Origin of the sequence: Archangium sp., from assembly GCF_036277355.1 — a bacterium.
Taxonomy (GTDB): domain Bacteria; phylum Myxococcota; class Myxococcia; order Myxococcales; family Myxococcaceae; genus Archangium.
The window spans coordinates 70434-82350 of sequence record NZ_DASUNC010000042.1; the positions used below are offsets into that span (position 1 = coordinate 70434).

Below are 11917 nucleotides of genomic sequence, written 5' to 3' on the forward strand. Positions count from 1 at the left end.
AGGAGAAAAGGGGTTGAGTCTCAGAGGTGCTCGACCACGACCGCGGCACGTGTTCCACCGTCATTGGAGAGGTGAAGCACCGCTCGCGTGCCGGGCACGTACCCACGCGCCATGGCATCGGTGAGATAAGCGAGCGAGAGCGGGCCAATGGCTGCGCCGGTCTCGCCGATGCAGTCGGCTAGGTGGAGCAGTGGAAAGTGGCCCCCGCGGTGGTCCAGCAGGCGGGTGTTGGCCATGGCGGCCTCCCGGAACAGGAGGGGCTCACCACTGACGTCCGCCATGCGGAAGTGGAGGTCGTTCATCTGGTAGCCGCTCGCGGCGAGCGCCTCGCGCAGTGCGCTCGTGAGGCCGAGGGCCCGCACGGGCTCGTCGTTGTCGATGGTTGCGGTCTCCTCGGCGGAGCCGATTCCCAGCACGTGAAGACCCTTCTGCCCTGGTGATTCCAGGCCTAGGAGCAGTGCGCCTGCTGCCTCTCCAGGGATGAAGCCTTCGCTGATCTCCTCGGTCAGGAGCCGGCGTTTGCGGAGCAGATGGGTGATGGTCTCCGCGTTGAGGTAGCTGTCCACGCCAGCCACCACGACTTGATGGGCGCGCCCGCCAGTGGTCAACAACGTGTGCGCCTCGCGCAGGGCGGTGGCGAGCCCCGCGCGCCCGGACGGGAGGACACGAGACTCGGCGGAGAGTGCCGTCCCCGTGACCTTCTCGAAGGTCGTCATGCAGGCCCTGGCCCACGCTTCGTTGTACCCTGGGCGTCCCTGCTCCGCGACCAACATCAGCAGTGCGGTGGACTTGGGGTTGAAGTCTGGAGCACCCCCCACACAATCCGTCAGGGCGGCCTCGAAGATCGTCGCGATGCGCCGCGGCCCCCAGAGGTCTCCCAATGGGAGCCGGGAGACGACGAGCGGCTCGGCTTGCTCGTCAACGAATTCCGACTCCAGGAAGCGATTAAGTCGGGCTCGGATCGCCGCGCGCGCGGTGCGGCCAGAGAAGCCCACCGGACAGCACATCCCTGAGCCGATGACGCGGAGGCGTGGCTTCACGGCTCGACCTCCAGCCCATCCGTGAAGGCTGGCGAGGCAGACTCATCCTCCGTGTCCTCACCGGGGTCGTTGTCGCTGTCGCCGCCGCAGCCGCAGTCTCCTGTGCCGAGCACCTTGGATTTCCACCACCGTTTGCACACCGGGCCCGCCGCGACGATGCTGACGCCGAAGAGGCCGCGGCGATCGAGCGGGAGCGCCGTGCGATAGACCATCGTGAAGCGCTGGGCCTCTGGCTCGATGAACAGGGTATCCACGACGGGGGGCAGCTCGATGGCGCGGTGCGAGGTGTAGAGGAGCTTCAGCGCCAGGTCTGGTCGTGGCAGCTTGAACGTGACGAGCGGCTTGCCGGGCACGAGGTTTCGCAGCGCTACCTCCTCGCCTCCCTGGACGAAGTCCATCTGTTGATCCGCTGGCACGGATTGGAAGAAGGCTTCGTTGAAATCATCGGGCAGGAGCGGGAAGACGTCTGCCCGCCAGCGTGCGTCATAGGTGCCGGCGTAATCCTTTCGCGGGTGCCAATGGCGGCCGATGGGACCGAAAGCGAGTGGCTGGACCTGGTCGTTCGGTGAGCTGAGCCGGTGGTTGGCGTTCTCGGTGTTCGGCAGTGGCATCTGATCGACGAGGTCCGCACGGGGATCGGAACAGAAGCCTCTGCCAATGGGATTGGCCAGATAGGTGTCTTGTTCGTCCGCGGAGCGGTGCCGAGGGCTCCCCCCGAATGCGCGGCCGTAGTGTATCGGCATGGAGGTGAACGGCTGGGGTCTGCTCATGGAGACGCGCGAGGCGCCTCGTTGCCACGTCCGGTCGCCGATGACGAGGAACTGCTTGGCGAGCGAACCGACGCGGATGGCCACGTCGAGCTCGGTGACGGGCCTGCCGTCCGGTGCATGGGCCGTCGCGTCCACGATGACATCACACCGCTTCTTGGCCAACGCGAGATCCGCCTCGTAGAGCGGTGCGGAGAGGCCGGGCTCACCTACGAAGGCATCGGTATGGGAGATGGGATGGGACTCCTCCGCGAGCTCGGGAGGGTGACCGCTGTCGCCGAAGCGGTAGGTCGCTTTCGCGACCAGCAGGAGGTGTTCCCGGCCACTCTTGTCGAGTGCCGTCGTCACTTCCATGGGGAGGCGGGATTTATTGACGAGTTCCATGGCGAAACTGGAGAGGTCCTTCAGTCATCGAGGAGGAGGCCCAGCGCTGCATCAGAGGAGTGGGCGGAGCACGTCGATTTCTGTAGCCGCCAGAGCACGCAGGGCCGCGAGTGCTTTGTATTGCCGCCAGGTGGGAGCGCGTGTTTGAAGAAGTGGGCCGGGCTTCGCGGAGCTACGGAGCTGGAGATCCAGGAGCAGGGCCGGGCGGCGGCGCATCGGTCCATGAGCGAGCGCCGCGTACACTCCCGCGAGCGAGCGCGGCTCACCCATGAGATAGCGTTGACCCGGGGTGAACTTCTCGCGGTGCCGCATCCACCAATGCCGCACCTTCACCGGGTCCGGGCGAGGCAAGTCATCCTCCGCCGTGTGGTCGAGCGGCTCGTCTTCCTCGGGGGGCGGCGCCACCAAGTGTGCTTCCACGAGGTTGACGCCTGTCACCACCGAGAAGACTTCCCCCGCGAGGTGCCCGGACTGTTTGTCATTGATCAGCTCGAGACTCGTATCCACGGCCTCGGGCGTTCCCACGAAGCCAAGCGCCCAGAGGGCCGCTGGCCGATGCGCGGCATGGGCGAGCGCGGCTTTCAGTGCCGCATGCTCAGCAGGCCCTCCACCGAGCGCGAGCAGTAGCATCGCCATCTTGTCCGCGTCCGCAGCGCGTGCCCGCACACGCTGCCATGCCGCAGGCACGCCGAGCCGGCAGCCCGCCTCCATGGCGGCCGCGGCAACGCGGGGGTTTTCATCCACCAGACCCGCTTGCAGCGCGGCCATGTACCGTGCCGGGGCTGGCTCATGCGGCAGCGCCTGGAGGGCGAGTGCCCGCGCCGCCACCGGGGAGTCGCTCGCCAGCAACACCGGAAGGGTCGTACCCAGTGGTTCATGGTGGAAGGCTAGGACCTCGGCCGCTGCGGCGACAACGTCCAGATCCAGCTCCGCGAGTAGTCCGCGCAGGCGCCCCAGGAGGTCGGGCCGCTCCGCGCAGGTCAGGGCTCGCGTCAGCGGCCCGCGTTGTTTGGGCCGCGTGCGCAGTGCCGTCATCACGACCTCGACACCCGCTTCCCCGGGGCTCTGCAGCAGCGCCAAGGCCGCCGCGCTCACACGGTGTGGCTCGCCATGTTCGAGCGCTGGGAACAACAGTCGGCGCGCGGCCTCTGGCCCATTGGCAACGAGTCCATCGACGTGCGCCAGCAACCGCTCCTCGGACTCCTTCGCCACGTCATCGAGGGTGTAGTCCGGCGCGAGGAGGCTGTGCTCCCACACCCCCCACAGGAACTCGGCCTCGTCCAGGTGCCGTTCGATCAAATCCCAAAACAGCAGATGTGGTGAGGTTGGCATGGCTCAATTGATCTGGACGGAGCCGCCCTTGATCCTGTTCATGCCCTTGGCGCGAGTTTCGACATAGGCTCCACGGATGACGAGCTTGCCGTCCTTGCGCAGGGAGATGGATGCATCGCCGCAGCGCAGTTCGATTTCTTCCTCGCCTGTCAGGACGATTCGTTCGCCATCCACCCGGGCCTCTTGCGAGCCCGGAGGTTGCACCAGTCCGGCGATGAGCGGGAGCGTGGGATCTCCATTCTCGAAGAGCAACGCCGCCGGGCAGCGCGACGCTGCGGCCCTGCGCAGCGCCTCGATGCTGACGCCGATGAGCAGCCGGGCTGGTACAGGACCCCCCGGGTTGCCGGGAAAGTCGACGAGGACGCCCCGGTCTGGCTCATAGGCAGTGATACAACCGAGGACCGTGGAGGGAAGAGCTGGCGCGGAGCTCGACGGCGCAAGCTTGAGCGATGGGTTGCGTGCGGCCATGATTCTGCTCCCGTGGTGTGTGCGATTGCGCGTGGCGTACTTAACAGAGATAGATAGACTGCCACAGCACCATGTGGGAGAAAAATTCCTGTCATTGGCGTGAGCGTTCGCCGGTGGCCAGGGCAGGCATCTGTGCGGCCACAAGTCGCCGGGCCGCGATTTCCGGACACGGCCGGAGGGCAGGCAGGCGGGCCTGTAGCACCTACCGTCCCGCTGTCACCTGTCCACCGCCGCACACCGCAACCCACCGGACGCAGGGGCTCGCCTTGGCACGCCGCTTTCATGAGAAGGGCGTTCCTGAGGGGGGAGGGTGGGCATGGAGATTGCGCGAGTCGCGCTTCGCCGGCGTGGGAAGGGGTGGGGGGTGGAGGTGACCCTCGAGGGGGGTGGTGTGCGGCGCTATCGTTATGGGAGCGAGGCGCAGGCGCGCTACTTCGCCGCGGTGTTCGAGCTGGGACCGAGCTGGTTGCCACCGGTGTCGCGGCGGAGGCGGCGCTCCCGGGCCGGGGCCCCCTCCGCCGGGCGGGCGGCGAGCGGGCCCACGTAGGCCCCGGGGGTCCGGGCATCTCCCGGGCCTTCGTGGGGGTTCCGGAGAGGCCGCGCACCTGCTAGGAGTCACGCCTCATGAGCAAGAGCAACTACACCCCCCGCCCGAACCGCGAGCCCATCACCCGTGAGACGGATCCAGCCGGCCGCTGGTCCGCGAAGTTCCCGGAGATGATTGGTTACAAGAACCAGGGCGGCGGCAAGGTGCCCGCGGACTACGGGTGGAACACCAACCCGAAGCAGTGGCAGGAGGAGATGACGCCCGACACCCTCGCCACCGAGTACCGCAACCTGGTGGTTCCGCGCCTCCCGGTGCCGGCCGCCGCCGCGCTGCCCGAGGGCGCCAAGGCCGAGTCCAAGTAGTCTCCCGCCCGCCTCAGGTGAAGGGCAGGGCCGCGAGACGCTCCCGGAACACCTCCAGCGTCTCGCGCAGCTCCGCTTCATCGAAGGACTGCTCCAGGCTCACGCGCACCTTGCGCAGGAAGGCGTCGAACACCGGCGCCCGGCCGTAGAGCGCTCCCGCGACCTCCACCGCCTCGCGTATCACCCGCTCGGCGCCCGGTGAGTTGAGGAACAGGTGCATGGAGGCCTGCTCCAGCCGGGCCCCGCACGCCGCCCACACCGCCCGGTCGTGCGCCGTCAGCGTGCGCTGCGTCAGCTCCGCGCCCACCCGTCCCAGCTCTCCGAGGAAGGGCTCCACCAGCGTCCACAGCTCCTCCGCGGTCAGCTCCGGCAGCGAGGCCAGCGCACGCAGCCGCTCGCGCAGCTCCACCACCAGGCGCTTGTCGCGCGTCTTCATCGTCAGCGAGGCGTTCATCCCCGCGAAGGCCGCCAGCATCTCCTCCAGCCGCCGCGCCAGCCCCGGCCCCTCCTTGGGGAGCATGGCCGCCGCCCGCTCCAGCCGGGACTGCAGCGAGCGCCGCAGCTCCGCCACCGCGCCGCGCAGCACCGCCGCCGCCGCCACCTGTCCCTGGTAGCCCGGCACCACGTCCTCGCGCCGCACGTCCGCGAAGGCCGCCGCCGTGAGGTACACGAGGTCCCCCATCTGCGCGCGGAAGTCCGCGCGGAACGACTGCAGCTCCGCCATCAGCGCCCACCGGTCGCTCACCACCTCGGGCCGCCGCACCCGCTGGCCCAGGTCCGCCACGCGCCGGGAGAGCCGCCCCGCGCACGCGCCCAGCACCATCTCCACCTCCCATGACAGCCGCTCGTCCACGCCCGGCGGTGGGGGCTGCCACGCGCCCTCGCGCGCGGCCTCCTTCGACGACGGGAAGGCCTCGTGGATGGCCGACACCAGGGCGTTCACGTCCACCACCGTGTCCCGGATGGCCGGGGCCATCGTCTCCCACAGCGACAGGTCCGCCCCCTCGCTCTCCTCGAGGGTGGTGGGCTCGTACTTGACGATGTTGAGGTGCCCCAGCCGATCAATGGCCAGCGCCGCGGCCCGGTACACGCGCTCCAGCCGCGAGGCCAGCTCCCGGTGGGTGAGATCCTCCAGCAGCGTCTTCAGCCGGGGCGGCAGCGTGTCCTGAGGCGCGCGGGGCTTCTTCTCCGGAGTCGGCATGCCCGCAGGCTAAGCCATCCCACGGGCCTTGTGGACTATCGCGTCCGCCAGCGTCTCCACCGCCCGGGGCCCGCCCTGCCTCAGGAAGAGGTTGGGCTCGGTGACTTCCAGCTCCATCAGCAGCAGTCCCCCGTGCTCGTCCCGCGCCACGTCCACCCGGGCGTAGAGCAGCTCGAAGCCGGTGGCGGCGAGCACCCGGCGGGCGAAGGCGCGCTCGTCCTCGGAGGACGGGGCGGGCTCGGCGGCGGTGGCGTCGTAGCCCGGGTTGCCCGAGAGGGCGGGTGGGCGCTTGATGGCGTGGGTGTGCTCGCCGCCCAGGAAGAGGATGGAGCGCTCCCCATGGCCCTCCACCGAGGGCAGGTAGGGCTGCACCATCATGTCCTTGTGCGGGAGCACCCGCTCCACCAGGGCCTGGGCGGCGGGGAGGTCCTCGGGCCGGCGGACGCGCAGCGTGTCCCGGGCGCCCGCGGACACCGCGGGCTTCACCACCGCGTCACTCCAACCGTGCGTCGCGAGCAGCGTCTTCACGTCCGCTCGCGAGCCGCGCTCCATCCAGGCGGTGGGCACGGTGGCGATGCCGCGCGCCGCGAGCTCGCGCAGGTAGCCCTTGTGTGTGTTCCAGCGGAGCACCTCGGGCGGATTCCACAGCGGGCAGCGCGCACCGGCGCGCCCGGCCCAGGCGACGAACTCGTCCCGGCGCGCGTCCGAGTCCCAGGCGGTGCGGATGAGCGCGAGCCGGAAGCGGCTCCAATCCACGGCCGGGTCATCCCAGATGACCGGCCCGGCCTTCAGGCCCCGGGCGGCGAGTGCCCGGGCGAGCAGATGCTCGTCGGGCAGGCACTCGGGGAGGGTGGGCGCGGTGACGAGCGCGATGTCGTAGGTGTTCTCGTTCACGGACATGGCCGCGGGAGATACCTCAACTCCGGGCGGCGGCGATGACCGTGCCGAGCCGGCGCATGCCTTCCTCGATGAGCTCCGGCGGACGGTTGGAGAAGTTCAACCGCATGAACTCCAGGCGCGGCTCACCGGCGAAGAAGGTGGCGCCGGGCACGAAGGCGACGCGCTTCTCGAGCGCCTGCGGGAAGAGGGCATCCGCGCTCATGCCCCGCGGCAGCTCCACCCACACGAACATGCCACCATCCGGCTCCGTCCACCGGGTGCCCTCGGGCATGTGCTTCTCCAGCGAGGTGAGCATCACCTGGCACCGCTCGCCGTAGACGGTGCGCAGCTTCTCCAGGTTGGCGTTGTAGTCGAAGCGCGACAGGAGCCGCGCCGTGGCGCGCTGCGCGACGGTGGCGGTGTGCAGGTCCGCCGACTGCTTGACGACGGTGAGCGCGCGGATGAGCTCGCGCGGGCCCACGGCCCAGCCGATGCGCAGTCCGGGGGCCAGCGTCTTGGAGAACGTGCCCAGGTTGATGACCACGCCCTCGGTGTCGAGCGAGGCCAGCGACGGCAGGTGCTCGCCCCGGAAGCGCAGCTCGCCGTAGGGGTTGTCCTCGAGGATGAGGATGCGGTGGCGCTGGGCGAAGCGGATCAGCGCGTGCCGGCGCTCCAGCGACAGGGTGGTGCCCTTGGGATTCTGGAAGTTGGGGACCAGGTAGATGAGCTTGGGCTTGCGGGCGACGCTGTGCAGCTGCGCCTCCAGCTCGTCCACGCGCATGCCGTCCTTGTCGCTGCCCACGACGGAGTAGGAGACCTCGTAGCCGCTGAACGCCTGCAGCGCGGCGAGGTAGCTGGGATTCTCCACCACCACCACGTCACCCGGGTCCAGCATCACCTTGGCCACCAGGTCGATGCCCTGCTGCGAGCCGCTGGTGATGAGCACCTGGTCCGTCGCCGCGTGGATGCCCTGGCCGCCCAGGTGCGAGCAGATCCACTCGCGCAGCGGTCCGTAGCCCTCGGTGGTGCTGTACTGGAGCGCGGCGGGGCCCTCCTCGGCGAACACCTCGGCGTGCGCCTGGGCGATGGCCTCCACCGGGAAGAGCTCGGGCGCCGGCAGCCCGCCCGCGAAGGAGAGCACGTCCGGGCGCTCGGCCACCTTGAGGATCTCCCGGACGGCGGAGGGCTTGATCCGCGACATGCGCTGGGCGAGCGTCAACGGCGGAGGAGCGGGGATATGGATGGCCGCGGTCATGGTCAGGCTCCTTTCAGCTCTTCAGAGGAGACGTGGATGTACGTCTCTTCCTTGATGGACGTCAGAACGATGGTGGTGTGCGTGCGCGTGACGCCGGAGATGGTCCGCAGCGTCTCCACGAGCAGCGAGTCGAGGGTGCGCGTGTTCCGGGTGCGCACCTTGAGGATGTACGAGTCCTGTCCGGCGACGCGGTGCGCCTCGAGCACCTCGGGCATGGCCAGCACCTTGCGGGCGAACCCCTCGAAGTACTTGGGGTGCTCGATGCTCACGCCGATGAAGGCGGTGATGTCCTTGCCCAGCTTCGACGCGTCCACGCGCGCCGTGTAGCCGGTGATGACCCCTCGCTCCTCCAGCTTGCGGATGCGCTCGGCCACCGCCGGCTGGGACAGACCCACCGAGCGGGAGAGCTCCAGCTGCGTGGCTCGCCCATCGCGCTGCAGCAGATCGACGAGGCGGTGGTCCAGTTCATCCATGGCGAGGGTAACGACCTTATTTTTATAAGTCCCAGTGACTTGGTGCCTATAAGATATATGTCTCTCAGAGGGGGTGCAAGAGGGCAGCAGGCGTGCAGGCGAGCCCCTTCCGTTCGAGGAGCCCGCCCGTCACGAACGCGGGGGCTCCCCTCTGTTGGCAATGCACGTCTCGCGCCCGTGGGCCCCGAGGAGCGCAGCCATGGATTCCGCCTTCCGTCAGCAGTTCCTGGGACTCGATCTGACGCTGGCCCGCCGCTTCGCCACCGTCGAGTCACGGCCGTGGGGATTCTTCGTCCACGAGGTGGGAAATCCCGGCCACTGGGATGCGAACACCGCGCGCTGGCTGCGAGCGGAGGAGCCGGAGGCCGCCATCGACGAGGTGGTGGCGCTCTACCGGGCGCGAGGGCTGGTGCCGCGGGTGCGGGTGGATGACCTGAGCGCCCCGGGCGACGTGGTGGAGCGGTTGGTGGCGCGAGGCTTCCAGAAGGACTCGCAGGGGATGCGCCTCATGCACTGGGCGCCGAGCGCTTCCCGGCCGCTTCCGGTGTTGTTCTCGGGCGTGACGCTGGAGGTGGCGGGCCCGGAGATGATCGCGTCCCTGGTGGAGGTTCAAGCGGGGGCCGATGGGTGGGAAGGACGCGACTGGCGGGTGCGCTACCTGGAGCGGTTGGTGTCCAGTCCCACGTCGCACTACTACCTCGCCCGCGTGGACGGCGTGCCCGCGGCGATGGCGGCCCTGCATGAGGGAGAGGGCTGCGCGCTGGTGCAGGAGGTGGCGACGCGCCCCAGGTATCGCCGGCGCGGCCTGGCGACGGCGTTGATGACGTGGCTGCAGCGCAGGGCCACGGTGCCGCTCTTCCTCCAGGTGTCCAACCCCGAGGCGGAGCGCATCTACGCGCGTGCGGGCTTCCGCGTGTGGGGCGAGCTCGAGCAGGTGACGTGCGTGCTGCCCGGGCCCTGATGCAAGTGCTGGCGCGGCGCGGGGTTCAACCCTCGTAGCAGAGGCCGATCTCGCGCACTTCGACGGTCGACCACTCGGCGGCGGGGCAGTCGCTCGCGATGGCGAGTGCTTCCTCGCGGGTGTTGCAATCGATGAGGAAGAAGCCCCCGACGATCTCCTTGGATTCGGTGAACGGGCCATCGCTGAAGGTGCGCTTGCCGCCGCGAACCTCGATGCGCACCCCCTCGGCATCCGGCTTGAGCGAGTCGCTGGCCTTCAACAAACCACGGGCCTTGAGGTCCTCGCCGAAGCGCATCATCCGCTCCATCTCGCGACGCCCCTGCTCGGGCGACCGCTTCCGCTTCCGCTCTCCAGGCTCCATGATCAACAGCATGTACGCCATCCCGTGCTCCCTCCGGGGCTCAGCGGCCCGCGAGACCGAGGGGAAACACCATCTCCCCGGCCCGCGGTCAAGCCCGGGCTTGCCTACCGGGACAGCTGGCAGGAGGAACGCAGCGGCTCCACGGTGACCCGCTCCGCCGGGCCCGTGAGGTCCTCGAGGGTGACGAGATAGCCCTCGCCCCAGGACAGGCACACCGTGGTCCGCAGCTTCCGGGTGCTGCCCTGCACCTCGCCTTGCAGGGGCAGGCTGGCCAGCTCGCCCGAGGCCAGCACGGTGACGTACAGCGCCCGCGCCGCCGTGCGCCGGTAGCGCAGTGCGTAGTTGGGGACCTTGCTCTCGAAGCGCTCGGAGTACCACCCATCCATGGGCGTGGTGCTTCCCCGGCGCCAGCGGAGCCCCAGGCCGGGAGTGGGCAGCAACTGGTGCACGGAGAGCAGCGTCCGGCCCGAGCCGCTCTCGATGGCCTTCGCCCGCAGGCCCTCCACCTGGAGCTCCGCGCCGGGCAGCAGGTGCCAGGTCTGCTCGTAGAGGTGGGGGGTGGCGCTGCTCAGGTCATCCACGATGAGCACCAGGTCCTTCCTCAGCAACAGCACCGCGCGCCGGTGCAGGACGCCGTCGTAGAGCTCGTGCGCGCCCGACTGGTAGGCCCAGCCGCCCGCGCTCGTGGTCAGCCCGGCCCGGGCCGAGCCCTCGCGCTGGTCCCGCTCGTCCACCACCACGGTGTTGTGGGCCCGGGTGCCGTGGAAGTAGTCGAAGTCGGGTCCGGGCTCGGGGGAGAAGTGCCCCGAGTCCGGCAGCAGCGTCTTGCCCGCCGAGTAGAGCTGCAACGCGAGCGCATCCAGGTGGCTGTGGCTGGTGCGGTAGGGGCCCACGTCGAACGTCACGTGCGTCTGCTGGAGGAAGTCCGCCGCCGTGCCGAAGCTGGAGCGCAGCACCGCCTGTCCCGAGGAGGGGAAGAGGATGGAGGTCTGCGTGGGCGGTGTGCCTGACTGGCCGGCCCTGAGCACGTACTCGAAGGAGGGGTCCAGCGCGGCCATCTCCGCGTAGCGGGGCGTGTCCTGGGACTTGCGCACGTTGCGCATCACGCTGGTGCCCAGCATCGCGATGTTTCCGTCGGGCAGGACGATGTACGTGGCATAGCGGAGCATCTGCTGGATGCGGGACTCCGCCGTGGGGGAGAGCGCGATGCCGTTCTCGTGGGCCCAGCGGTAGATCTCCCAGAAGCCCGTCAGGAAATAGAAGTGGTAGAAGGGTGATTGCTCCACCTCCACCCCGTCCTCGTCGAGCACCCGCGCGAGCAGCCCATCCAGCCGTGTGAGGGCCGTGGCGCGCCAGGTGGAGGCGGGCGCGAGCTCCGGGAAGTTCTCCGCGATGAGCAGCAGCGCTCCGGCCTGGGCGAGGCCATGGTTGTAATTGGACTCGAAGTTCCTCGGGTCGAAGAGGAAATGGCCCACCTCGAGGATGCGGTCGCGCAAGCCGCGCTCCAGGGCGGGCGTGAGTGCTCCGCGCGACTTCAGCTTCACGTAGAGGTTGACGAGCGACATGCCCCGGAAGGCGGTGGTGTGTTTGTCCCAGGCGTACGAGGAGTCATGCCCGTGCGCGACGAAGCTCTCCAGCACCGCGGTGAGCCGGTTCCGGTAGCGGACGTCTCCGGTGTCGAGCCAGGCCCGCTCCAGGTGGCGCAGGGGGCGCAGGCCGTAGAACTCGAAGCGCCAGTACTTCTCGTTGAAGGGGTTCTCCGTCCACGTGGGCGAGGGGGGCAGCTCCACGGCCGGAAAGCGTGTCACCGGCCAGCGATTGAGCAGCAGGAGATCGGCGCTCTTCCGGTCCCCTTCGTCCAGGAAGCGGTACATGACCTCCCGCCCG

Annotated in this window: 13 protein-coding genes; 3 read left to right on the forward strand and 10 right to left on the reverse strand. The window is 69.2% G+C overall.

What is annotated here, in order from left to right:
* Positions 1 to 20 precede the first annotated feature (20 nt).
* The 4 genes from VFZ09_RS10785 to VFZ09_RS10800 are packed head-to-tail and all read right to left on the reverse strand — an operon-like array spanning position 21 to position 3991.
* Positions 21 to 1040, reverse strand: coding sequence for a hypothetical protein (locus tag VFZ09_RS10785; protein ID WP_329727441.1), 1020 nt, complete (start codon positions 1038 to 1040; stop codon positions 21 to 23).
* A complete protein-coding gene (locus tag VFZ09_RS10790) occupies positions 1037 to 2191 on the reverse strand; it encodes a DUF2169 domain-containing protein (RefSeq protein WP_329727442.1) in 1155 nt (384 codons plus the stop codon). The genes VFZ09_RS10785 and VFZ09_RS10790 overlap by 4 nt, the downstream gene beginning before the upstream one ends.
* 51 nt (positions 2192 to 2242) lie before the next feature.
* On the reverse strand, positions 2243 to 3523 hold the full coding sequence (locus VFZ09_RS10795) for a TIGR02270 family protein (protein WP_329727443.1): 1281 nt from the start codon (positions 3521 to 3523) through the stop codon (positions 2243 to 2245).
* A 3-nt stretch (positions 3524 to 3526) separates the two neighbouring features.
* The gene (locus tag VFZ09_RS10800; RefSeq protein WP_329727444.1) at positions 3527 to 3991 is read right to left on the reverse strand and encodes a DUF6484 domain-containing protein; all 465 of its coding nucleotides are present in this window, start codon (positions 3989 to 3991) and stop codon (positions 3527 to 3529) included.
* A 316-nt stretch (positions 3992 to 4307) separates the two neighbouring features.
* Here VFZ09_RS10800 and VFZ09_RS10805 point away from each other — a divergent pair, with 316 nt between their 5' ends.
* Both VFZ09_RS10805 and VFZ09_RS10810 read left to right on the forward strand, forming a co-directional pair.
* A complete protein-coding gene (locus VFZ09_RS10805; RefSeq protein WP_329727445.1) occupies positions 4308 to 4538 on the forward strand; it encodes a hypothetical protein in 231 nt (76 codons plus the stop codon).
* 77 nt (positions 4539 to 4615) lie between these two features.
* Positions 4616 to 4900 carry a hypothetical protein gene (locus tag VFZ09_RS10810; RefSeq protein WP_329727446.1) on the forward strand — a complete coding sequence of 95 codons (285 nt, stop codon included), beginning with the start codon at positions 4616 to 4618 and terminating at the stop codon, positions 4898 to 4900.
* Positions 4901 to 4913: 13 nt separating this feature from the next.
* On the opposite strand, the gene VFZ09_RS10815 is transcribed toward VFZ09_RS10810, so the two are convergent.
* The 4 genes from VFZ09_RS10815 to VFZ09_RS10830 are packed head-to-tail and all read right to left on the reverse strand — an operon-like array spanning position 4914 to position 8708.
* A complete protein-coding gene (locus VFZ09_RS10815; protein WP_329727447.1) occupies positions 4914 to 6101 on the reverse strand; it encodes a hypothetical protein in 1188 nt (395 codons plus the stop codon).
* Positions 6102 to 6110: 9 nt separating this feature from the next.
* A complete protein-coding gene (locus tag VFZ09_RS10820) occupies positions 6111 to 7001 on the reverse strand; it encodes a hypothetical protein (RefSeq protein ID WP_329727448.1) in 891 nt (296 codons plus the stop codon).
* A gap of 16 nt (positions 7002 to 7017) precedes the next feature.
* Complete coding sequence (locus VFZ09_RS10825; protein ID WP_329727449.1) at positions 7018 to 8235, reverse strand: PLP-dependent aminotransferase family protein; 1218 nt, start codon at positions 8233 to 8235, stop codon at positions 7018 to 7020.
* Between the two features lie 2 nt (positions 8236 to 8237).
* Complete coding sequence (locus VFZ09_RS10830; RefSeq protein WP_329727450.1) at positions 8238 to 8708, reverse strand: Lrp/AsnC family transcriptional regulator; 471 nt, start codon at positions 8706 to 8708, stop codon at positions 8238 to 8240.
* A 199-nt stretch (positions 8709 to 8907) separates the two neighbouring features.
* Here VFZ09_RS10830 and VFZ09_RS10835 point away from each other — a divergent pair, with 199 nt between their 5' ends.
* The gene (locus VFZ09_RS10835; protein WP_329727451.1) at positions 8908 to 9669 is read left to right on the forward strand and encodes a GNAT family N-acetyltransferase; all 762 of its coding nucleotides are present in this window, start codon (positions 8908 to 8910) and stop codon (positions 9667 to 9669) included.
* 25 nt (positions 9670 to 9694) lie between these two features.
* Here VFZ09_RS10835 and VFZ09_RS10840 read toward each other — a convergent pair whose 3' ends face one another.
* The gene (locus tag VFZ09_RS10840) at positions 9695 to 10051 is read right to left on the reverse strand and encodes a YciI family protein (protein ID WP_329727452.1); all 357 of its coding nucleotides are present in this window, start codon (positions 10049 to 10051) and stop codon (positions 9695 to 9697) included.
* An 83-nt stretch (positions 10052 to 10134) separates the two neighbouring features.
* Positions 10135 to 11904: an alginate lyase family protein gene (locus VFZ09_RS10845; RefSeq protein ID WP_329727453.1), complete on the reverse strand. Its 1770-nt coding sequence runs from the start codon at positions 11902 to 11904 to the stop codon at positions 10135 to 10137.
* Between the last annotated feature and the right edge of the window lie 13 nt (positions 11905 to 11917).

Coding starts and splice junctions, on each gene's coding strand:
- VFZ09_RS10790 (WP_329727442.1), bottom strand. CDS start 2,191: ATGGAACTCGTCAATAAATCCCGCCTCCCCATGGAAGTGACGACGGCA.
- VFZ09_RS10795 (WP_329727443.1), bottom strand. CDS start 3,523: ATGCCAACCTCACCACATCTGCTGTTTTGGGATTTGATCGAACGGCAC.
- VFZ09_RS10800 (WP_329727444.1), bottom strand. CDS start 3,991: ATGGCCGCACGCAACCCATCGCTCAAGCTTGCGCCGTCGAGCTCCGCG.
- VFZ09_RS10805 (WP_329727445.1), top strand. CDS start 4,308: ATGGAGATTGCGCGAGTCGCGCTTCGCCGGCGTGGGAAGGGGTGGGGG.
- VFZ09_RS10810 (WP_329727446.1), top strand. CDS start 4,616: ATGAGCAAGAGCAACTACACCCCCCGCCCGAACCGCGAGCCCATCACC.
- VFZ09_RS10815 (WP_329727447.1), bottom strand. CDS start 6,101: ATGCCGACTCCGGAGAAGAAGCCCCGCGCGCCTCAGGACACGCTGCCG.
- VFZ09_RS10820 (WP_329727448.1), bottom strand. CDS start 7,001: ATGTCCGTGAACGAGAACACCTACGACATCGCGCTCGTCACCGCGCCC.
- VFZ09_RS10825 (WP_329727449.1), bottom strand. CDS start 8,235: ATGACCGCGGCCATCCATATCCCCGCTCCTCCGCCGTTGACGCTCGCC.
- VFZ09_RS10830 (WP_329727450.1), bottom strand. CDS start 8,708: ATGGATGAACTGGACCACCGCCTCGTCGATCTGCTGCAGCGCGATGGG.
- VFZ09_RS10835 (WP_329727451.1), top strand. CDS start 8,908: ATGGATTCCGCCTTCCGTCAGCAGTTCCTGGGACTCGATCTGACGCTG.
- VFZ09_RS10840 (WP_329727452.1), bottom strand. CDS start 10,051: ATGGCGTACATGCTGTTGATCATGGAGCCTGGAGAGCGGAAGCGGAAG.
- VFZ09_RS10845 (WP_329727453.1), bottom strand. CDS start 11,904: ATGTACCGCTTCCTGGACGAAGGGGACCGGAAGAGCGCCGATCTCCTG.